The organism is Ferrovibrio sp. GW821-FHT12E11 (genome assembly GCF_058806975.1).
The window spans coordinates 18,108-38,416 of record NZ_JBXAQG010000002.1; the positions used below are offsets into that span (position 1 = coordinate 18,108).

17 protein-coding genes are annotated in these 20,309 nt (G+C 65.4%); 13 read left to right on the plus strand and 4 right to left on the minus strand.

The window, feature by feature from the left end; genetic code table 11:
• The first annotated feature begins 31 nt into the window (after positions 1–31).
• Together AC1ROT_RS20205 and AC1ROT_RS20210 are read left to right on the plus strand one after the other, a co-directional pair.
• A complete protein-coding gene (locus tag AC1ROT_RS20205) occupies positions 32–1,015 on the plus strand; it encodes an RluA family pseudouridine synthase (RefSeq protein WP_493001247.1) in 984 nt (327 codons plus the stop codon).
• On the plus strand, positions 1,003–2,328 hold the full coding sequence (locus tag AC1ROT_RS20210; protein WP_493001249.1) for a DUF3422 family protein: 1,326 nt from the start codon (positions 1,003–1,005) through the stop codon (positions 2,326–2,328). Before AC1ROT_RS20205 ends, AC1ROT_RS20210 begins: the two co-directional genes overlap by 13 nt.
• Positions 2,329–2,336: 8 nt before the next feature.
• Here the strand turns inward: AC1ROT_RS20210 and AC1ROT_RS20215 are convergent, their stop codons facing one another.
• Complete coding sequence (locus AC1ROT_RS20215; RefSeq protein ID WP_493001251.1) at positions 2,337–3,221, minus strand: LysR family transcriptional regulator; 885 nt, start codon at positions 3,219–3,221, stop codon at positions 2,337–2,339.
• A gap of 91 nt (positions 3,222–3,312) precedes the next feature.
• Here AC1ROT_RS20215 and AC1ROT_RS20220 point away from each other — a divergent pair, with 91 nt between their 5' ends.
• Positions 3,313–3,933 (plus strand): cysteine hydrolase family protein, encoded by a 621-nt coding sequence (locus AC1ROT_RS20220; protein ID WP_493001252.1) that lies wholly within the window; start codon positions 3,313–3,315, stop codon positions 3,931–3,933.
• Here the strand turns inward: AC1ROT_RS20220 and AC1ROT_RS20225 are convergent.
• Together AC1ROT_RS20225 and queF are read right to left on the minus strand one after the other, a co-directional pair.
• A complete protein-coding gene (locus AC1ROT_RS20225) occupies positions 3,908–4,723 on the minus strand; it encodes a hypothetical protein (RefSeq protein WP_493001254.1) in 816 nt (271 codons plus the stop codon). The two genes, AC1ROT_RS20220 and AC1ROT_RS20225, sit on opposite strands and share 26 nt — an antisense overlap.
• 7 nt (positions 4,724–4,730) lie before the next feature.
• A complete protein-coding gene (gene queF / locus AC1ROT_RS20230; RefSeq protein WP_493001256.1) occupies positions 4,731–5,237 on the minus strand; it encodes a preQ(1) synthase in 507 nt (168 codons plus the stop codon).
• Positions 5,238–5,372: 135 nt separating this feature from the next.
• On the opposite strand from queF, the gene AC1ROT_RS20235 reads away from it, so the two are divergent.
• From AC1ROT_RS20235 to AC1ROT_RS20270, 8 genes are all read left to right on the plus strand, one after another.
• On the plus strand, positions 5,373–5,696 hold the full coding sequence (locus AC1ROT_RS20235; protein ID WP_493001258.1) for a hypothetical protein: 324 nt from the start codon (positions 5,373–5,375) through the stop codon (positions 5,694–5,696).
• Positions 5,697–5,830: 134 nt separating this feature from the next.
• Positions 5,831–6,532: an HAD-IA family hydrolase gene (locus AC1ROT_RS20240; protein WP_493001260.1), complete on the plus strand. Its 702-nt coding sequence runs from the start codon at positions 5,831–5,833 to the stop codon at positions 6,530–6,532.
• A 29-nt stretch (positions 6,533–6,561) separates the two neighbouring features.
• Complete coding sequence (locus AC1ROT_RS20245; protein WP_493001261.1) at positions 6,562–8,628, plus strand: AsmA family protein; 2,067 nt, start codon at positions 6,562–6,564, stop codon at positions 8,626–8,628.
• A gap of 47 nt (positions 8,629–8,675) precedes the next feature.
• Positions 8,676–9,380: an ATP12 family chaperone protein gene (locus AC1ROT_RS20250; protein ID WP_492972869.1), complete on the plus strand. Its 705-nt coding sequence runs from the start codon at positions 8,676–8,678 to the stop codon at positions 9,378–9,380.
• Positions 9,381–9,504: 124 nt separating this feature from the next.
• On the plus strand, positions 9,505–10,740 hold the full coding sequence (locus AC1ROT_RS20255; RefSeq protein WP_493001262.1) for a pentapeptide repeat-containing protein: 1,236 nt from the start codon (positions 9,505–9,507) through the stop codon (positions 10,738–10,740).
• Positions 10,741–10,914: 174 nt separating this feature from the next.
• Positions 10,915–12,447 (plus strand): acyl-CoA carboxylase subunit beta, encoded by a 1,533-nt coding sequence (locus AC1ROT_RS20260; protein WP_493001264.1) that lies wholly within the window; start codon positions 10,915–10,917, stop codon positions 12,445–12,447.
• Between the two features lie 14 nt (positions 12,448–12,461).
• A complete protein-coding gene (locus AC1ROT_RS20265) occupies positions 12,462–14,462 on the plus strand; it encodes an acetyl-CoA carboxylase biotin carboxylase subunit (RefSeq protein ID WP_493001265.1) in 2,001 nt (666 codons plus the stop codon).
• A gap of 1 nt (position 14,463) precedes the next feature.
• Positions 14,464–14,847 (plus strand): DUF817 family protein, encoded by a 384-nt coding sequence (locus AC1ROT_RS20270; protein WP_493001267.1) that lies wholly within the window; start codon positions 14,464–14,466, stop codon positions 14,845–14,847.
• 1 nt (position 14,848) lies between these two features.
• On the opposite strand, the gene AC1ROT_RS20275 is transcribed toward AC1ROT_RS20270, so the two are convergent.
• Complete coding sequence (locus AC1ROT_RS20275) at positions 14,849–17,074, minus strand: DUF6600 domain-containing protein (RefSeq protein WP_493001269.1); 2,226 nt, start codon at positions 17,072–17,074, stop codon at positions 14,849–14,851.
• A gap of 298 nt (positions 17,075–17,372) precedes the next feature.
• On the opposite strand from AC1ROT_RS20275, the gene AC1ROT_RS20280 reads away from it, so the two are divergent.
• The gene (locus AC1ROT_RS20280) at positions 17,373–18,842 is read left to right on the plus strand and encodes a caspase family protein (RefSeq protein WP_493001270.1); all 1,470 of its coding nucleotides are present in this window, start codon (positions 17,373–17,375) and stop codon (positions 18,840–18,842) included.
• Complete coding sequence (locus tag AC1ROT_RS20285) at positions 18,842–20,299, plus strand: caspase family protein (protein ID WP_493001272.1); 1,458 nt, start codon at positions 18,842–18,844, stop codon at positions 20,297–20,299. Before AC1ROT_RS20280 ends, AC1ROT_RS20285 begins: the two co-directional genes overlap by 1 nt.
• Positions 20,300–20,309: the final 10 nt, after the last annotated feature.

The following is a 20,309-nucleotide window of genomic DNA, read 5'->3' on the forward strand; positions in this document are numbered from 1 at the left end:
GTCCATCGCCTTTCACACAGAGTATTCCTTCATGTCCCAGGTAATCACCCGCACCGTCGATGACGGCGAAGCCGATCTGCGGCTCGACCGCTGGTTCAAGCGCCACTATCCCTGGCTTGGCCATGCCAAGCTGGAGAAGCTGCTGCGCACCGGCCAGGTTCGCGTCGATGGCGGTCGCGCAAAGGCCGCCACCCGGCTTGAGGCCGGGCAGGCGATCCGCATTCCGCCGCTGGGCGATCCGCCCAAGGATGATGACAGGCCGCGCGAACCCCGGCCGGCCCGCGCCACGCCGGCGCGTATCGCCGAACTCGAAGCCGCCATCCTGCACAAGGACGATGCGGTTCTGGTCATCAACAAGCCGCCCGGTCTGGCGACCCAGGGCGGCACCGGTCTGACCGAACATCTGGATGGCCTGCTCGGGTTTCTGAAATTTGGCGCGCCAGACCGCCCGCGTCTGGTGCATCGCCTGGACAAGGATACTTCCGGCGTCATCCTGCTTGCACGTACGGCTTCGGCCGCGGCCAAGCTCGCCGGTGCGCTGAAGGCGCGCGAGGCGCACAAGCTCTACTGGGCCCTGGTCATGGGTGTACCGGAAATTCGTCAGGGCAAGATCAACATGCCGCTGTCAAAACTGCCGGGCGCTGCCGGCGAGAAGATGGCGGCCGACGAAGACGACGGCAAGAATGCCGTCACGCTCTATCGCACCATCGACACGGCCGGCCGTCGTGCCTCCTGGCTGGCCATGGCGCCGCTGACGGGTCGCACGCACCAGCTGCGTGTTCATGCTGCCCTGATGGGACGGCCGATTGTCGGCGATGGCAAGTATGGTGGCGCCGAAGCGCATCTTACCGGCGGCGTCAGCCGCAAGCTGCATCTGCATGCCCGCGCCATCCGCCTGGCGCATCCCGATGGCGGTTTTCTTGAGGTCAAGGCGCCGCTGTCAGAACACATGCAGGCGACCTGGGACTTTCTCGGTCTGGAGATCGAGAAAAGCGCCGATGCATGGCTGGAATAGACCAGCCCCTTCTGCCTGACGATCTGCGGCAGCGGGCTCACCCGCTGCGCCCGGCTTTGGCCGCCGAGGTCCATGCCCGCCCGCCGTTGCCATTGGCTGCTCCGGCGCGCGTGCTGCATCTCGGCCTGATGCTCAGGCCCGACGATGCCGCGGCCGAACATGCTCATCTGGCTGCGCTGTGCCGGTCCGCCGGCTTGCCGGAACCCGAGACCGGTGCCCGCCATGTGGCCGTGCCGCTGGCTGATGGCGGCCATCTGATTTGGGAAAAACGCACCGAATTTTCCACCTATACACTCTATCTCAGCCGTACGACTGGCGCCCCGCTGCAGCAGCCGGCTGCCGCCTTGCCGCTGCCGTCCAACTGGCTCGGCCATCTGCCGGGCCGGCTCATGATCGCGGCCGATGTCACGGTGCTGTCCGCTGCCGATATCATGCCGGCCCAGACGGCACTGGCGCAGCTGCTCGACGGGCCGACCCTGGCCGCCAGTGAGCTGGCTGAAGGCAAGGCCACGGTATGGACCGACTTCCATCTTGGTGCCGACGATACCGTGCGGTTCATCCTGCAGGATCGCGGCCTGACAGCGGCGCAATGCGGCCGCATCGTCATGCGCCTGCTGGATATTGAAACCTATCGCATGATGGCTCTGCTGGCTTTGCCGCTGGCGCAGCAGGTGGCGCCGCGCATCACGGTGCTGGAGCAGGGCCTGGCAAAGCTCGCGGCCCGCATGGTCGACGAGACTCATGAAAGCGAGCAGACCCTGTTGCGTGAAATCGCCGGCCTGGCCGCCGAGGTGGAGACGCTGGCGGTGGAGACGCCGTATCGTTTCGGTGCGGCGCGCGCCTATCATGCCCTGGTCGAGCGCCGCATAGCCGAGCTGCGCGAGGCCCGGATTGAAGGCCAGCCGACCATCGGCGAATTCATGGAACGGCGGCTCTCGCCCGCCATGCGCACCTGCATCACCATGGCGGAACGCATCGAAGGCCTGTCGCGTCGTGCCACCCGTATGGCCAATCTGCTGCGTACCCGCGTCGACGTGGCGCTGGAGCGGCAGAATGTCGAGCTTCTGGACGCCATGAACCGCCGCTCACGGCTGCAATTGCGGTTGCAGGAAACCGTCGAAGGTCTCTCGGTCGCCGCCATCACCTATTATACGGTTGGTCTCGTCGGCTATGCGGCGCAGGCGCTGCATGCGCTGGGCCTGCCGGTCGACAAGGAGATCGCCATCGGTGCCGCCATCCCGGTGGTGGCGCTAATCGTCTGGTGGGGCCTGCGCCGCTTCCGCCGTTCGCTGCAAAAGGCTGGGCTGCATTAGCTGGCGGATTATCCGGTGGTGCGCAGCGCCGTCTTGATGGTCGCCGACAGGTAATCAGCCACCGCGCGCACCCTGGGTGCCTTGCGCAGGTCGCGGTGCAGCACCAGCCAGAGTTCGCGCGTCACCGGTGGCTTGCCGGGGTCTGCCGTCAGCTCGGGATACTGCCGGCCGATATAGTCGGGCAGCAGCACGGCGCAGGCACCGGCACGGGCGGCGGCCACCAGCGGGATCATGCTGTTGCTGCGGATCGCCTGGCGCAGGCCGGATTTTTTCAGCCACAAGGATTCCGGCAGCTCGTCCAGGCTTTCGTCGAAGGCGGCGACCGTCGTGCGGTCGAGGGCTGCGGCATGGCGATACAGGCGGTACGGCACGGCGCCGAGCCGGCTGGCATAGAGTTCGCCGGTCTTCGGCCGGGCCCAGCGGATGGCGATGTCGGCCTCGCGGCGCGCTAGGCTGAGCGAACGATGATCGACCAGGATTTCCAGTTCCAGCCGCGGCCAGCGCCGGCGCAGCTCGGCCAGGCAGGGCGCGATGGTATGACTGGCGACGCCTTCGGTGGCCGTGATGCGCACCAGGCCTTCCACCGCTTCGCCACGCTGCGCATCGGCCAGCCGGCCAAGACGGAGCAGGGGGGCCTCGATCTGCTCGGCCGCCTGCAGCACCGGCGCGGCCAGCGGCGTCGGGCGGTAGCCGCGCGCCCGTCGCTCGAACAGTGCATAGCCCAGGGTTTCTTCCAGCGCCGCGATGCGCCGGGCCACGGTCGCATGGTTGACCTTCAGCACCCGGGCGGTGGCCGACAGGCTGCCGTGGCGGGCCAGCTCCAGCGCATAGCGCAGGTCGTTCCAGTCAGGCTGGCCCTGGCTTTTTCCCTCTGTGCGTTTTTGCATAGTCATCGCGCAATCTTATGGAATTTGCACAAAGGCCGCCATGGCTTAAATCCGGCATACGGCCATCCGGCCGGACTGCAACATGGAGTAGGCGTCAATGACTCGCCCGAAGACTTTGCTTGAAATGGCCGGCGCTGCCGGCGTGCCGTTCCTGTGGGACAAGGCTGCCCTGGTTGTGGTGGACGCCCAGAATGAATACCTGGCCGATGGCGGACTGCCGCTGACCGGTATCGAGCCGGCCGTGGTCGAGATCGGCAAGCTGCTGGCCGCTGCTCGCGCCCATGGCGCACCGGTGATCCATGTGCGCCATCATGGTCGCCCGGGCGGCGCGCTGTTCAACCCCGAAGGTCCGAAGGCGGATTTCATTTCTGCCGTGCGGCCGCTGGATGGCGAGACCATCGTCACCAAGGGCCTGCCCAACAGCTTCGCCAGGACCAACCTGGACGAGGTGCTGAAGGGGCTGGGGCGCAGCGATCTGATTATCTGCGGTTTCCAGAGCCACATGTGCATCAGCGCCACGGCGCGCAGCGCTCTGGATCATGGCTACCGTGCAGCGGTGGTGGGGTCAGCCTGTGCGGATCGCGACCTGCCGGATCCGGCCGGCACCGAAACGGTGAAGGCCGCGGACCTGCATCGCATCACCATGGCAGCGCTGAACGACCGCTTCGCCATCGTGCTGAAGGATGCAAGCGCTATTTCGGCGCAGGCAGCGGCGTAGCATTCACGCCGCCGCGCGGTGCGGCGTTCATCGACGGTACCGGCTGCACGCCGCCGCCGGTTTCCGATGGGCGGTTTCGGGTGCGCCGGTCAGCCGGCAGGGTGTCCCAGATGCGGTTGGCTTCGGCCAGATTCACTTTCTGGTCGCCCGGCCGGCAGGCGCGGCTGCGATAGAGCAGGCGGCGGTCGGGATAGAAACACCAGGAGGCTTCCGCCAGTTGCGCACGCTGCAGCAGTTCGGCCTCTTCGGTGTTGATCCAGCGGCTGCCCGGCGGGCAGGCCTGCGCCTCGAAAACATGGCCGCTGCCGTCGTTATAGCAGAGCGCATAGATGCCTTCGCCCACGCGCGCCTCGTTGCTGGGATAGGGTGTCACCGCTGCGCCGCCGGGTCCGCCCGGTGGCACGTTGGATTGCGGCACGGTGCCGATGCCGGGTGCCCGCGATGCAGGGGTGAAACTGCGCGACGGGGCCGGTGTGATTTCCGGCGCGCCGCGGCCGGCGACCGGCTCCCGTGTCGATGCAGCCTGATACTGGCGTTCGGCCTGTTCGCTGCCGACCGGGCTGTAGCCCGGTGCGCAGCGTCCGGTCTGGCTCGTGTAGAGCAGGCCGGTATCTGCGCTGAAGCAGGGCGTACCGGCGCTGCTGCTGGTGCTGTCGACCGGTCGCGTGCGCGTTTCGCCACCCAGGCCGCGATACAGGCTGCGGTTCAGGTCGCGCACGCTGTTCTCCATGCCGCTGCATGCGGCCAGTCCGACCGCAAAGACCAGCAGCACGAGACCGCGCGCCAGCATCAATGGCTCAGCCGCGGCCGCGATAGGAGGCGACGCCCTGTTCGGGCAGCCACAGTCCTGTCGGTGGCTTTCCGGTCTGATAAAACACGTCGATCGGCATGCCGCCGCGCGGATACCAGTAGCCACCGATGCGCAGCCATTTCGGCTGCATGGCACTCACCAGGCGCTTGGCGATGCTGACCGTGCAGTCCTCGTGGAAAGCGCCATGGTTGCGGAAGCTGTTGAGGAACAGCTTGAGCGATTTCGATTCAACGATCTGCCGGTTCGGCACATAGTCGATCACCAGATGGGCGAAATCCGGCTGGCCGGTCATCGGGCACAGGCTGGTGAATTCGGGCTGCGTGAAGCGGATCAGATACAGCGTGCCCGGCTGCGGATTGGGTACGGTTTCGAGCACGGCCAGCTCGGGGCTGGCTGGCTGATGCGTCTCATGGCCAAGCTGGGTGAGGCCGGCCACGGAGGTGGCGCGACGGGTGGCGGCGGGACGGGCAGTGGCTTTTTTCGGCTTTGTCATGCTCTCTATCTGCCATAACAACGCCTTGATTGCATCCCCGTGTCGCCACGATCCGCCGGCATCGTGATGCCCGTACCGACCGCAGGCATCCGGGTGGATGTACCGTCGGTGCGCATGCCCCCGAAGGAGGCACCCATGACCAGTCTCAAGATGCTCGCCACGGCCGTCACTTTCGCCAGCGCCCTGTCGCTTGGCGCCGTTTCCGGCGCCTTCGCGCAGGCCCAGCCGGCGACCCCGGCGCAGCCCAGCGTGACGCAGCCGGGCGTGACCCAGCCCGCCACCCCGGCGACGCCGTCGGTCAGGAAGGCCGAGCAGAAAGCGGATGTGCAGAAGGCTGAGAAAAAGGCCGACATCAAGAAGGCCGACGAGCGCAAAGCCGATCTGAAGAAGGACCAGGCCAAGCAGGATCTGGCCAAGCAGGACCAGAAGGCGCGCGACGCCAAGAAGGCGACCAATTAAGTCTGCCGGTTTCTGATCGGAAGAAGGCCTTCGTCTGGTGGCGGAGGCCTTCTTTTTGCCAATTTCCAATAATCTCTGTGTTAAATTCCGGCCCGTGGTTGAGCCCGGAGGCCGGCCATGCGATTTTTGCCGCCATGGAACGCTCTGTCTCTGTTGCTGCCGATTTCACCCCACCGAAGCTGGTGCTGTTCGATTGCGACGGCACGCTGGTCGACAGCCAGCATCATATTGTCAGCGCCATGCACAGCGCCTTTGCCGCCAACAGCCTGGCATTGCCCGAGGCCGACAGCGTCCGTCGCACGGTCGGTCTGCCGCTGGAAGTGGCCATCGAGCGCCTGCTGCTGCCGCTGGGCGGCAGGGCGCTGGCGCCGGTGGTTGAGGCCTACAAGGTCGCGGCCGTGGCCCAGCGTCTGGAGCCCGATCACGAAGAACCGCTGTTCCCCGGCCTGGTACCGGCGCTCGACCGTCTGGAAGCAGCCGGCTTCCTGTTCGGCGTGGCCACCGGCAAGGCCCGTCGCGGTCTCAACTTCACCCTGGCCACCCATAACCTGGCCGATCGTTTCGTCACCCTGCAGACCTGCGATGTGGTGGCGGCCGGCAAGCCGGCGCCCGATATGGTATTGCAGGCGATGGCGGAAACCGGTGCCGTGCCGGGCTCGACAATCGTGGTGGGCGACACAACTTACGACATGGAGATGGCCCGCAATGCCGGCGTGATGGCGATCGGCGTGGCTTGGGGCTATCATGACGAAGAGATTCTGCTTCGTGCCGGAGCAGCAAGGATAATCAAGAACTTCGGGGAACTTCCTGATCTGGTTGTCGAACTGATGGCCTGATCGATTTCAGCTTTGACCGGAGGTGCCAGATGCGCGCGTTGAAATGGATTGCCGTCGTTGTGGTGCTGCTGGTCGTCGCTGTCGTGGTCGCGGCTTTGACCGTCGACGTGAACCGCTTCAAGCCGCAGATCGTGGCCGCCGTCGAGGAAGCCACCGGCCGCAAGCTCGAGATCGCCGAGGATATGAAGCTGAGCCTCTGGCCGCTGGGCATCGGGGTGAAACGGGTCAGCTTCGCCAATGCTGCCTGGGGCAGCCGGCCGCAGATGGCCACCATCGGCGAGTTCACGGCGCAGGTTGACCTGATGGCCCTCATCCGCAGCCAGGTGAAGGTCGACAGCCTGGTGCTGGCCGATGTCGATCTGCTGCTCGAAAAGGATCGCCAGGGCCGGGCGAACTGGGATTTCGCCAGCCAGAAACCGGCCCCGCAGCAGCAGCCCTCCACACCTCTGGCTGCGAAGTCAGGGACTGGCGGCAGCCTGCCGCAGATCGAGAATGTCTCGCTGAAGAATGTGAAGCTGGCCTATCACGATGCCCAGACCGGCGCGAAGACCGATGTGAATCTCAGTGAGTTTTCGATCAAGCAGGCCAGCGGCAACCTGCTGGCCACCAAGCTGGTGGCGGTGGTCAACGGCAACGAGATCAAGGCTGACGGTACGCTCGGCAACCTGGACGACCTGATGGCGCCGAGCCGGCCCTGGCCGGTGAAACTGAATGTCACGGTTCCGGGCGGTAAGATGGCAGTTGATGGCAGCATCGCGCAGCCGATGCAGGCCAAAGGCCTGGCGCTGAAGGTTTCGGCCGAAGCCCCGGATATGGCCAAGCTGGCTGCGGCCTTTGGCGCGGCCGGGATGCCGGCCGTGCCACTGACTTTCCAGGCGGATGTGAAGGATGCCGGACCGCAGCGCTATGCCCTCAGCAACATCGCCGCGAAAATTGCCGACAGCGATCTTGCCGGCACCGCAGAGCTGAATCTCGCCGGCGCCAAGCCGGCGGTGAAAGCCGATCTTGTCTCCAAGTCCATGGATGTGGTCGCGCTGATGCCCAAGGACAATGCGGCAGCCAAACCGGCTGCCGGCGGTGGCACGGCGGCCGGGCCGAAGCCGGCTGCGACCAAATCCGGCGATGGTCGCCTGTTCAGCAATGACCCGTTGCCGCTCGATGGCCTGAATGCCGCCGACGCCCAGGTCAGCTACAAGGCCGACCGTTTCAAGGCCCCGACCATCGATGCCCAGGGCGTGGCGCTGGCGATTGTCCTGAAGGACGGCGTGCTGAATGTGAAGCCCGTCATTGCGGCGCTGGCCCAGGGCAGCCTGAACGGTGACATCACCTTAAATGGCAAGGCCAAGACCTTGAATGCCAAGCTCGATGGCAAGGGTATCGTGCTTAGCGAATACCTGCAGAAGGCCGGCATCACCGACATCGTCCGGCGGGGTGCGCCGACCGATCTGGTGCTGGATGTCAGCAGCCAGGGCGGCAGCATGCGCCAGCTGATGGCCGGCCTGAACGGTAAGGCAATTCTGAAGGTGGGCGAGGGCGAGCTGAAGGAAGAATACATGCGCGACTTCCTGCCGGGTCTGGCCCGGTCGGTCGCAGCCCTGGATCGCGCCACGGCCAAGACCAAGCTGCAATGCGTGGTGGCAGGCCTCGATATCAAGGCTGGCGTGGTGACGCCCAAGGCGATGCTGGCCGAGACCGGCAGCTTCACCATGACCGGCGACGGCACCGTCAATCTGGGCACCGAGCAGCTCAACCTGCGTCTGGTGCCGTCCTCGCGCGATACCGGTCTGGCCGCGGCGCTGCCGCCGGTGATGGTGCGCGGGCCTCTGACCGATCCAGGCTTTACGCCGGATACGGCGGCACTGGCCAAGAACATGCTGGGCACGGCGGCCGGCTATGCGGCGCTCGGGCCGCTGGCGCTGCTGTCGCCGGCGCTGGGTTCGGGTGGCGACGATGCGGCCACCGCCTGTTCCAAGGCGGTCGCGCTGGCGGAAGGGCGTCCGGTGCCGGCCTCGACCGCCAAGCCGGGAGCGACCCAGCCGCAGCAGCCGCAGTCGAACAATCCGGTCGACAATCTGAAGCGCCTGTTCGGCCGGTGACCCGGGCTGGTTGCCGTTGCCTGGCGGCGTCGCTATAAGCCGCGGCCATGAAGCGTTTTTACAAGACGGCGACGGCGCAGGCCGAGCCTGACGGCACGGCCACCATCCGGCTGGACGGCCGGCCCCTGAAAACGCCGGCCAAGGCGGAGATGCGGCTGCCCGTGCCGGCCCTGGCCGCGGCGATCGCCGCCGAGTGGGACGCCCAGCAGACCGAGATTCGGCCCGATGCGATGCCGCTGACCCGGCTGGCCGCCACCGCCATCGACCGTGTGCAGCTCAATCCTGCCATCGCCGCCGAGGAAATCCTGCGGTATGGCCAGACTGATCTGCTGGTCTACCGGGCCACCGAGCCGGTGGAACTGATGGCGCGGCAGGCAGCCGTCTGGCAGCCGCTGCTCGACTGGTTCCGCGAGCGCTACGGCATCGAACTGGCCGTTGCCGGCGGCATCATGGCCGTGGCACAGCCGCCGGCGCTGCAGGCCCGGCTGCGGCAGGCCTGCGATGACTGCGATCCCTTCCGGCTGACCGCCCTGCATGCGGCCACCACCAATACCGGCTCGGTGGTCCTTGGCCTTGCGCTGCTGGAAGGGCGAGTCGATGCAAAAACAGCCTGGGAAGCCAGCCTGCTCGACGAGCTGTATCAGGTCGGACTATGGGGCGAGGATGCCGAGGCGACCCATCGGCGGTCAAATCTGGCCGCCGATCTGCGGGCTACCGAGCAATTTCTAGCTCTGCTACAGGTGACCCCTTAGGCTTATTGCCGAAAGTTGTATGTCACCTCTGGCTGCAACCTTTTCTACTGAACCGGCAAATCGCTTGCTATAGTTGTATCCTGAACAGGGACTCTGATGTCGGCCTTTGGGGGGGCCCGACATAATGGCAGGTAAAGATACACTGCAGCGCCAGCGGCCAAAGGTTGGCTATGGTGAGCTGCTCGCGACCATCGCGGACCATGAAAAGTATCGTCAGCGACTGCCCGGCGGGCGTCGGGCGATCCTGCATTACCGCGACCTGTCGCATCTCACCATGGCCGGCGCCGATCTGGCCGGGGCCGACTTCACCGGCTGCAATCTGCAAGCCGTCAATCTGGCCGATACCAATCTCAGCAGCGCCACGCTGCTCGGTGCCGATCTGCGCGGTGCCAGCATGCAGCATGCGCGGCTGGACCATGCCGATCTCCGCGGCGCATCGCTGCGCGGCGCCGATCTGACCGGCGCGCAACTGCAGGAAGCCGATCTTTGCGACGGTGTTTCCACCGGCCGCGACGCGAATGGCTCGGCACGCATCGCCAAGCCCGAGCATGATGCCGTCGACCTGGGCGGCGCCAAGCTGGTGGCCGCCAATCTCACCGGCGCCAACATGTGCGGCGTCAATGCCGGCCGCACCGATTTCAGCGATGCGGTTCTGATCAACTGCATGCTTGGCCGGGCCAACCTTGCCGCGGCAAAACTCTCCGGCGCGAATCTCTCCGGTGCCGATCTCAGCAATGCCAACCTGCGCGGCGCCCAGCTGCGCGGTGCTATCATGGTTGGCATCCGCATGGATAATGCCCAGCTGGCCGATGCGGATCTGCGCGACGTGCTGGACGATACGCCGCGGGGACGTTCGATCGCCGAGTTGGATGTTTCAATCGACGAGGCCTTCCGGCTCTATCGCCTGTGGGTCGAGACCGATGGCACCAGCGGACGGCTGTTCGATTTCAGCCGCTTCGATCTGCGCAGCATCGGCCCGCGCCCCGGCCTGGTGCTGACCGGCGCCGTGCTGGAAGGGGCGGTGCTGCAGGGACTGAACCTGGAGCGTGCATCGCTGCAGGGTGCCAAACTGGTGGACGCGGATCTGCGCGATTGCAACCTGTTCGCTGCCGATCTGCGCGGCGCCAACCTGACCGGCGCCCAGCTGGTGCGTGCCGATCTGCGCGATGCCGATCTGGGGCCGCTGGTGGTGGGCCAGGTACGATCCTTCCCGGCGAACCTGACGCGCTGTCTGCTGCGCAACGCCGACCTGCGCGGCGCCAGGTTGCGACAGGCCTGGCTGGACGATGCCGACATGGCGCGTGCCCTGCTGGAGGGTGCCGATCTGACCGAGGCCCGGCTGCCGCAGCGGCAGTCCTGACACGCGCTGCGGTCTGATATATCAGACCCGATAAATTCCTTTTATCGCAGGGTTTTCTACTAGACTATTGCACTGCAGCGCCGGCTATTTTGCCGGCTTGCGCGATGTGCTATTGCCGTGTCACGGCCATGTCATAAGGCGCCCCAGCAGTCAGCGCCAATAACGGGGAGTTGCATGCAGGACATCATCCGGCAGTTGGAAGAAAAGCGCGCGCAGGCGCGGCAGGGCGGCGGAGCGAAGCGCATCGAGGCCCAGCACGCCAAGGGCAAGCTGACCGCCCGCGAACGTATCGAACTGCTGCTCGATCCCGGCTCCTTCGAGGAGTGGGACATGTTCGTCGAGCATGACTGCACGGATTTCGGCATGGCCGAGCAGAAGGTGGCCGGCGACGGCGTCGTCACCGGCTACGGCACCATCAACGGTCGCGCCACCTTCGTCTTCAGCCAGGACTTCACCGTGTTCGGCGGCTCGCTCTCGGCCAGCCATGCCGGCAAGATTTGCAAGATCATGGACAGCGCCATGAAGGTTGGCCTGCCGGTGATCGGACTCAACGATTCCGGCGGCGCGCGTATCCAGGAAGGCGTCGACAGCCTCGCCGGCTATGCCGAGGTATTCCAGCGCAATGCACTGGCCTCCGGTGTCGTGCCGCAGATTTCCGTCATCATGGGGCCCTGCGCCGGCGGCGCGGTCTATTCACCGGCGATGACCGACTTCATCTTCATGGTGAAGGACAGCAGCTACATGTTCGTCACCGGCCCTGACGTTGTGAAGACGGTGACGCAGGAAGTGGTGACCCAGGAACAGCTTGGCGGTGCGGTGACGCATACCACCAAGTCCTCGGTGGCCGACAATGCCTATGAGAACGATGTCGAGGCCCTGGCGCAGACGCGCCGCATGTTCGACTTCCTGCCGCTGAACAACCGCGAAAAAGCTCCGGTCCGCGAGACCTGGGATCCGATCAGTCGCCAGGAATCCTCGCTCGACACGCTGGTGCCGCCCAATCCGAACAAGCCCTACGACATGAAGGAGCTGATCGAGAAGGTGGTGGACGAGGGCGACTTCTTCGAGGTACAGCCCGGCTACGCCAAGAATATCATCATCGGTTTCGCCCGCATCGGCGGCCAGACCGTGGGCATCGTCGCCAACCAGCCGATGGTGCTGGCCGGCTGCCTGGATATTGACTCAAGCCGCAAGGGCGCGCGTTTCGTGCGCTTCTGCGACTGCTACGACATTCCGATCGTCACCTTTGTCGACGTGCCCGGCTTCCTGCCCGGCACCAGCCAGGAATACGGCGGCATCATCAAGCATGGCGCCAAGCTGCTGTTCGCCTATGCCGAGGCGACCACGCCGAAGGTCACGGTCATCACGCGCAAGGCCTATGGCGGCGCCTATGACGTGATGTCGTCCAAGCATCTGCGTGGCGACGTCAACTATGCCTGGCCCTCGGCGGAAATTGCGGTGATGGGCCCCAAGGGCGCGGTGGAGATCATCTTTCGCGGCGAGATCGGCGATGCCGAGAAGATCGCCGCGCGTACCGAAGAATACCGCCAGAAATTCGCCAACCCCTTCGTCGCAGGCCATCGTGGCTTCATCGACGATGTGATCATGCCGCACAACACGCGCTACAGGATCGCCCGCTCGCTCGCCATGCTGCGCGAGAAGAAGCTGGAGAATCCCTGGAAGAAGCACGACAACATTCCGTTGTAAGGGTAGCGCGTATCATGGCCGAGACACTGTTCAAGAAAATCCTGATCGCCAATCGCGGCGAAATCGCCTGCCGCGTCATCAAGACCTGCCGCAGGCTGGGCATCAAGACCGTGGCGGTCTATTCCGACGCCGATGACGGCGCGCTGCATATGCGCATGGCCGACGAAGCGGTGCATATCGGTCCGGCGGCGGCGGCCGAAAGCTACCTGGTGATCGAGAAGATCGTTGCGGCCTGCAAGCAGACCGGCGCGCAGGCGGTGCATCCGGGTTACGGCTTCCTGTCGGAGAACCGCAAGTTCGCGGCCGCGCTGAAAGACGCCGGCATCGCCTTCATCGGCCCGAATCCCGAGGCGATCTTCGCCATGGGCGACAAGATCGAGTCCAAGAAACTGGCGCAGAAGGCCGGCGTGTCGACGGTTCCGGGCTATCTGGGCGCCATTGCATCGACAGACGAAGCCGTGAAGATCGCCACCGAGATCGGTTTCCCGGTGATGATCAAGGCCTCGGCCGGCGGTGGCGGCAAGGGCATGCGCATTGCGCGCTCGGCCGACGAAGTGGCGCAGGGCTTTTCCTCGGCCACCAACGAGGCCAAGAACTCCTTCGGCGATGATCGCGTCTTCATAGAAAAATACATCGAGCAGCCGCGCCATATCGAGATCCAGGTGCTGGGCGACAAGCATGGCAATGTGATCTACCTGCATGAGCGCGAATGCTCGATCCAGCGACGCCACCAGAAGGTTGTCGAGGAAGCGCCGAGCCCGTTCCTGGATGAGAAGACCCGCAAGGCGATGGGCGAGCAGGCCGTCGCGCTGTCGAAGACCGTGAATTACGACAGCGCCGGCACGGTGGAATTCATCGTCGGCCCGGATCGCAGCTTCTACTTCCTGGAAATGAACACCCGCCTGCAGGTGGAGCATCCGGTCACCGAACTGATCACCGGCATCGACTTGGTCGAGCAGATGATCCGCGTCGCCGCCGGCGAGAAACTCTCGATCAAGCAGGCTGACGTGAAGCTGAATGGCTGGGCGCTGGAAGTCCGCATCTATGCCGAGGATCCCTTGCGTGGCTTCCTGCCCAGCACCGGGCGCCTCTCGCGCTGGCGCACCGCGCCGGAGTCTGCGGTGATCCGCAACGATACCGGCGTGGTCGAAGGCAGCGAGATCAGCATGTTCTACGATCCGATGATCTCGAAGCTGTGCTCTTACGGCAAAGACCGCGCCGAGGCGATCTCGACCCTGTCGGCGGCGTTGGACGAAACCTGGATCAGCGGTATCGGCCATAACGTCAATTTCCTCTCGGCCGTGCTGGATCATCCGCGCTTTCGTTCGGGCAATATCTCGACCAATTTCATTGCCGAGGAATGGCCCAACGGTTTCGGCGGCACGGTGCTGCCCGAAGACCGCCAGAACGCGGCACTCGCGGTGGCGACCCTGCTGCATATCCGCAACGAACTGCGTGCCCGCCATCTGGGCGGCAAGCTGGGCCTGCCGGAATGGGTGCCTGATGCCGCATGGATCGCGGTGCTGAACAAGACCGAATATCCGCTTACCGTGACCGATGCCGAAGGCGGCTGCGATGTGAAGATCGGCAAAGGCAAAGTGCTGAAGGTGCGCAGCAGTTGGAAGCCGGGCGAGCCGTTCTTCCGCGGCACCGTGAACGGCGAGACGGTTGTTGCCCGCGTTTCGGCGCGGCCGGACGGCGTGCGCGTCGTCCATGGCGGCGCCGAGCTGGACGTGGCGGTTCGTACGCCGCGTGCGGCCGAGCTGGCGCGCCTGATGCCGGAAAAGCTGCCGCCCGACATGTCGAAATACCTGCTCTGCCCGATGCCGGGCCTGGTGGTATCGATTGCCGTTGCCGAAGGCGAGCCGGTCAAGGCCGGCCAGGCGCTGGCCGTGGTGGAAGCCATGAAAATGGAAAACGTGCTGCGCGCTGAGCGCGATGGCACGGTGAAGAAGGTCAATGCCAAGAAGGGCGACAGCTTGGCCGTCGATCAGGTGATCCTGGAATTCGCTTGAGATGGCTCTGAACGAAGCCCGCGTCGACGGTTCGTTGGCGACGCGGTTGCTGGCTCTTCAGGACAGTCTGGGCGACCGTGCGATCCGGCATGGGCGCTGGACGGCCTATGCCTACGAATTTCTGGTTTTTGGCATCAAGCAGGGCTGGGCCTGCCTGTTCGGCGGACTGATGCTGGCGCTGCTGATCGCCACACATTTGTGGTATCCGCGCGACGCCATGCTGGTGCGCTACGATTTCCTGGTGATCGCCAGCCTGATCGTGCAGGCCGGCCTGCTGGCCTTCCGGCTTGAAACCTGGGACGAAGCGAAGGTGATTGCTGGTCAGGCCATCGTCAAGGAGAAGCCCGGCGATTACGCGCCGGGCCTGGAGCTGTCGGCGCAGTGACCTAGTCGGCAGTGTCGCGGCGCCGCTGGCGCGGCGTGTCAGCCTGTGTCTCCGGCTGCTGGCGCCGCGCTTCCTGCTGGCGCTGCTGCTGCACATCCTGCTGACGCTGTTGTACCTCACGCTGCTGCTGGCGTTGTATTTCCTGCTGCTGACGTGCCTGCTGGTCCGCCTGCTGCCGCAGCGTCTCCTGTTGTCGCTGGCTCTGTTGCTGCATCTGCTGACGCTCCTGGTGTTGGCGCTGCATGTCCTGGTGTTGCCTCTGGGCCTGTTCCTGCTGGCGCTGGGCATTCTGACGCTGGTTATCCGGCTGCTGCTGGGGCAGGGGTTCGCTGCGCACCGGCTGGCGCGGCTGGGCCTGCGGCCGTTCGTCAGCGCCGCGTGCGGTATTGCGCTGCTCAGCCGGCCGCTGGGCGCGCTGCCCCTGCTCGAACTGGCGGGCATTGCCGGGCTGCGCGGCCTGTTCGCGCGACATCGGCCGCGGTGCAGGGTCATTGGCCTGCGCGGGCGCGGCGGTCTGGCGACGCGCATCCTGGCGTGACGGCTGGGGCGCTGCCGTTGCCATCGGCTGACTGCGGCTGTCACGGCGCAGGTCCGTCGGGCGCGGATCGGACTGGCGGATCTGCGGGCCCGGGGCATCCGGGCGGCGTGACATATTGCCGTCATCCCGCATGCCCATGCGCTGTGCCGCTTGCGGTGACATCCCGGCCGTGGCCGCGGTCGGCTGGATCTGGGCGCGGCGATCGATGCGGGCATTGTCGACCTGGCGGCGATCCACCGTCTGCACAGCACGCTGCACCGGCTGCGAGCGCCGCATGGCGTCTACCGATACCACCGTGGCGCTGTTGCGGTTCACATACCGGTTCACGGTGACGTTGTTCACGTTCGTCACATTGGTCACCCGCGTGATATTGGTGACATGGGTGACATTGACATTGCGGATGTAGCTGCGGCTGACCCGGTAGGGGGGATAGTAAGGCTCATGCCAGCCCAGCGGGACCCAGCCGACATTACCAGCCGTGATGCTGATCGACAGGCCGCTGCCGGTGCCGAAGAACGCCACCAGCGCCGGCGCATAGACCGGCCGCGGATGGTGATGGTGGTGTCGATGGTGCTTGCCCGGGCTCCAGGCCCAGCGGTCGTGCACCATGACCCAGCGGCCATAGTGGAAGGGTGCGAAGCCCCAAGGTTCGTCGGCCACCCAGGTCCAGCCCCAGGGCTGGATATAGGCCCAGTGGCCATGGCGATAGGGCACCCAGCCGGCCTGCACCGGCGGATACCACACGCTGCCATAATCCGGTGCGGTCGACCATGAGCCATAGGCGGCCATATCCTGCGCGCCGGTCATGCCCTGCACCTGCGCCGGCATGGCGGCCGGTATTGCGGCTGGTGCGCCGGCCTGCCGCGCCGTGGGGGCAACAGCGGGAGCGGGTGCTGCCGCCATCGCCGGTGCGGGGGGCGGCGTCTTTTCCTCGGCCAGCAGGGATTGCGCGAAGCTGTTCGGTCGCATCGGCGCCAGCGCTGCCTTCACCGGTTCGTCGCCATCCAGCGGCCCGCTGAGTGTCGCGGTCTGACCGGCCGGCACCGTCTGGTTCAGGCCGCGACCATTGAGCTGTGCCTTGCCGCCGTCCAGAGCAGTTACGCTGGTCGGCGTGTCGTCATCGCCGGCCGTCATGACATAGCGGCCCGGTTCGGTGAGCTGCACGGTGCCGCGCGGTGTCTGGATCGTGTAACTGTCGCCCGGCGCCACGTCGCTGAGATTGAGATAGGCCGATCCCTGCGGCAGCCCGGCTTCGAAGCCGGTGTCGTTCAGGGTGCTGACATTAAGCTCGGTGCCGCTGTCCATCACCAGGCGGTTGGCACTGCCGATCTGCAGTTCCGCGCGCGCGCCCGGTTCGGTCCACAGCGCGTTGCCGGCGGTGAGCGGGTAGTTCAGCGTCGCCGGTCCCCACTGGTCCTCATCGGCGGTGTGGAACGACACCGTACCGGTCATCTTCGCGATGCGGCCGACCCGGGCCGGGGGATCGTTGGCAGCCTTCTGCGCCGTGATCGGCGGCCCGGGCCAGGCTTTGGTGTCCCCGGTCTGTGCCTGCGCTTGCGGCGCAGTCTGGGCAAAGGCGCTGGCGATCGGCGTCAGTGCCGTACTCGCGATTAGACTTGTGGCGGCACAGGCGACAAGAGCGTGCCGCGCGACCCTGATCGCGACAGTGAACCCTCGATGCGTGGACATGCTGACTCCTGGGAAGCGGCCGGCGACTCCTCGACGACCTGCACCTCTAGTTCACGAACCGCTCATGGCGGCTTTGTGTCCGGATCGGCACCTTTCCACGGCAGGCTGTGATCGTTGCGTGGCTGAAAATTCCCGAAATGGTGAGGTCGCACATGGCAGAATTCGTCCGCAGCCGATGTTTTTTGTTCGTTCTTTACGCTTTTCGCCGGTTGCGGTAAGATTTTACAGCCCTGTGTACTGGGTTGGCTGGGCTGGGTAGCCCAATCAGGGTGACCGGGTGGCGGCGGTTGGGGACAGCATGGTTCGGGGGACGGTTTTACGCATTCTGGGGCTTGCGATCTGCGCCATTGCGATGGCGGGGCTGATATCGCCTGCTTCTGCCGCGACCGAGCGCCGCGTCGCGCTCATCATCGGCAATGGCAGCTACGCGGAAGCGCCGCTGCGCAATCCGGTCAACGATGCCCGCGCGATGGCCGGGGCCCTGCGCGATCTGAATTTCGAAGTCACCCTGCTGGAGAATGCCGACCGGGTGACGATGCAGCGCGCCAGCCTGGATTTCGGCCGCAAGCTGAAGGACGACGTGGTCGGGCTGTTTTACTTCGCCGGGCACGGCATGCAGGTGCGCGGGGTGAATTACCTGATCCCGATTGCGGCCCAGGTCGGCAGCGAGGAAGAGGTGGAAGTCGAGGCGATGGATGTGAACTACATCCTGGCCCGCATGGCCGCTGCCAAGAACCAGTTCAACATCGTCATTCTCGATGCCTGCCGCAACAATCCTTTCGAGCGCGCCTTCCGTTCGCCGACCAGCGGTCTGGCCGCGATCAGCGCGCCGCGTGGCACCCTGATCGCCTATGCCACGGCGCCCGGTTCGGTGGCGGCCGACGGACAGGGCGCCAACGGGCTGTACACCGGCGAACTGGTTTCGGCCCTGCGCACGGCGAACCTGCCACTGGAACAGACCTTCAAGCTGGCGCGTGCCGAAGTAGTGAACAAGTCGAACGGCCGGCAGACACCCTGGGAGTCCTCCTCGGTGATCGGCAATTTTGTGTTCCGCCAGCAGGCGGTGGCGCCGGCGGCGCCAGACAGCGATACCGCGCTGTGGACCGCTGTGAAGGACAGCAGCGATCCGGCCGACTACCGCGGCTATCTGGATGCCCAGCCCCAGGGGGTCTATGCAACCCTGGCCCGGCGCCGCATCGAAGTGCTGGACGCAGCGCGCGACGAACAGATTTCCAAGCCGGCGCGCGACGCGGCCGACAAGGCGGCGAAGGAAGCCCTGGCGCGGACCCAGAAGATCGAGGCCGAAGCCGCCCGCGCGGCTAGCCAGAAGCAGGTCGCGTCACTGTCGCCGGCACCGTTGGCAGTCTACGACGCCGCCAATGCGCAGGAGTATGTCAAGGCCAACTGGAAGGCCATGGAAAAGACCGTCTGGGCGCATTTCAACGATACCGAGAACAACTGGTTCTATTACGGCCAGATCAGGCCGGTTGATGGCGCCCGTCTTTCGCTGGGCAAGGTGTCCTTCTATGACGTCGTGCCATCCAGGACGGGGTCGGTGGACGTGCTGGTGCTGATGCAGGGCAGTTGGCCGATGTCGCGTGCAATCCAGACAAGCGGGGTGCAGCCTTTCTCCGTCTTCATCAAATATGGCTTCGATGGCGCGGATGGCACTTTGACGATCCGGGAATTTTCGCGCGTCTGGAAGGATGAAATCGCTGCCCGCTATCGCCAGGCGCCGACCGGCAATGCCGGCATGAATCCATACTGATGCAGCCGGCCCGCATCGCCGCCCTGATTGCCGTTCTGTGCTTTGGCCTTGCAGTCTGGGGCTCAGCCCATGCCGCAGGCGAGCGCCGGGTGGCGCTGGTCATCGGCAATGGCGCCTATGCGGAATCGCCGCTGCGCAATCCAGTCAACGATGCGCGTGCCATGGCCGCAACCCTGCGGGAACTGAATTTCGACGTTACCCTGTTGGAAAATGCCGACCGCGTGGCGATGCAGCGCGCCAGCCTGGATTTCGGCCGCAAGCTGAAGGATGACGTAGTCGGGCTGTTTTACTTCGCCGGGCACGGCATGCAGGTGCGCGGCAACAACTACCTGATTCCGATCGGCGCGCATGTGGCCGGCGAGGACGAGGTCGAAGTCGAGGCGATGGATGTGAACTACATTCTGGCCCGCATGTCGACGGCGAAGAACCAGTTCAACATCGTCATTCTCGATGCCTGCCGCAATAATCCCTTCGAGCGTGTTTTCCGCTCGCCGAGCAGCGGTCTGGCCGCGATCAGCGCACCGCGCGGCACCCTGATCGCCTATGCCACGGCGCCCGGTTCGGTGGCGGCCGACGGGCAGGGCGCCAATGGACTTTACACCGGCGAACTGGTTTCGGCGCTGCGCACGCCGAATCTGCCGCTGGAACAGACCTTCAAGCTGGCGCGCGCCGAGGTGGTGAACAAGTCGAATGGCCGGCAGACACCGTGGGAATCCTCCTCGGTGATCGGCAATTTCGTGTTCCGCCAGCAGGCCACCCCGGCGACGCCTGCGGCCGAGGATGGCGATACCGCGCTGTGGAATGCGGTGAAGGACAGCAGTGATCCGGCCGATTACCGCACCTATCTGGAAGCGCAGCCGCGCGGCCTGTATGTGGGTCTGGCCAAACGCCGCATCGAAGTGCTGAGCGCGGCGCGCGACGAGCAGATTTCCAAGGCCGCCCGCGATGCGGCCGACAAGGCGGCGAAGGAAGCGCTGGTGCGCACCCAGCAGATTGAGGCGGAAGCTGCGGCGCGCGCCGCCACCCAGACCCAGGTGGCGTCGCTGTCGGCACCGCTCACCGCTTTCGACCGCCGCACCGGCGAGGATTACGTCAAGAGCAACTGGCCCGCTGTCGAGCGCGCGGTGCGCGATCATTTCGGCCATGCCGATAACCGCTGGCTCTACAACAGTGTGGCCAAGGCCCCGGATCCGAGTCAGTTGAAGCTTGACGGCGTGCGCTACTACGATCTGGTCGGTGCTTCCGGCGCCGGCATCGACGTGATGGTGATGCTGCAGAGTTATTATATCTTCTTCCGTTATCATTCCTGGGTGCCGCAGCCGGCTGGCATGTTCGCCAAATATCGTCTGGTGCCCGATGGCAGCGAAGTGCGGATCACTGAAGTCGAAATCCTGCCGCGTTCGACCGTGATCAAGCCAGCCAGTCCCGGTGGCAATGCCGGCATGAACCCCTACTGACGGCCCACCG

Coding starts and splice junctions, on each gene's coding strand:
- AC1ROT_RS20260 (WP_493001264.1), top strand. CDS start 10,915: ATGCAGGACATCATCCGGCAGTTGGAAGAAAAGCGCGCGCAGGCGCGG.
- AC1ROT_RS20225 (WP_493001254.1), bottom strand. CDS start 4,723: ATGCTGGCGCGCGGTCTCGTGCTGCTGGTCTTTGCGGTCGGACTGGCC.
- AC1ROT_RS20220 (WP_493001252.1), top strand. CDS start 3,313: ATGACTCGCCCGAAGACTTTGCTTGAAATGGCCGGCGCTGCCGGCGTG.
- AC1ROT_RS20265 (WP_493001265.1), top strand. CDS start 12,462: ATGGCCGAGACACTGTTCAAGAAAATCCTGATCGCCAATCGCGGCGAA.
- AC1ROT_RS20250 (WP_492972869.1), top strand. CDS start 8,676: ATGAAGCGTTTTTACAAGACGGCGACGGCGCAGGCCGAGCCTGACGGC.
- AC1ROT_RS20235 (WP_493001258.1), top strand. CDS start 5,373: ATGACCAGTCTCAAGATGCTCGCCACGGCCGTCACTTTCGCCAGCGCC.
- AC1ROT_RS20275 (WP_493001269.1), bottom strand. CDS start 17,074: ATGTCCACGCATCGAGGGTTCACTGTCGCGATCAGGGTCGCGCGGCAC.
- AC1ROT_RS20255 (WP_493001262.1), top strand. CDS start 9,505: ATGGCAGGTAAAGATACACTGCAGCGCCAGCGGCCAAAGGTTGGCTAT.
- AC1ROT_RS20245 (WP_493001261.1), top strand. CDS start 6,562: ATGCGCGCGTTGAAATGGATTGCCGTCGTTGTGGTGCTGCTGGTCGTC.
- AC1ROT_RS20210 (WP_493001249.1), top strand. CDS start 1,003: ATGGCTGGAATAGACCAGCCCCTTCTGCCTGACGATCTGCGGCAGCGG.
- AC1ROT_RS20280 (WP_493001270.1), top strand. CDS start 17,373: ATGGTTCGGGGGACGGTTTTACGCATTCTGGGGCTTGCGATCTGCGCC.
- queF (WP_493001256.1), bottom strand. CDS start 5,237: ATGACAAAGCCGAAAAAAGCCACTGCCCGTCCCGCCGCCACCCGTCGC.
- AC1ROT_RS20240 (WP_493001260.1), top strand. CDS start 5,831: ATGGAACGCTCTGTCTCTGTTGCTGCCGATTTCACCCCACCGAAGCTG.
- AC1ROT_RS20270 (WP_493001267.1), top strand. CDS start 14,464: ATGGCTCTGAACGAAGCCCGCGTCGACGGTTCGTTGGCGACGCGGTTG.
- AC1ROT_RS20205 (WP_493001247.1), top strand. CDS start 32: ATGTCCCAGGTAATCACCCGCACCGTCGATGACGGCGAAGCCGATCTG.
- AC1ROT_RS20285 (WP_493001272.1), top strand. CDS start 18,842: ATGCAGCCGGCCCGCATCGCCGCCCTGATTGCCGTTCTGTGCTTTGGC.
- AC1ROT_RS20215 (WP_493001251.1), bottom strand. CDS start 3,221: ATGACTATGCAAAAACGCACAGAGGGAAAAAGCCAGGGCCAGCCTGAC.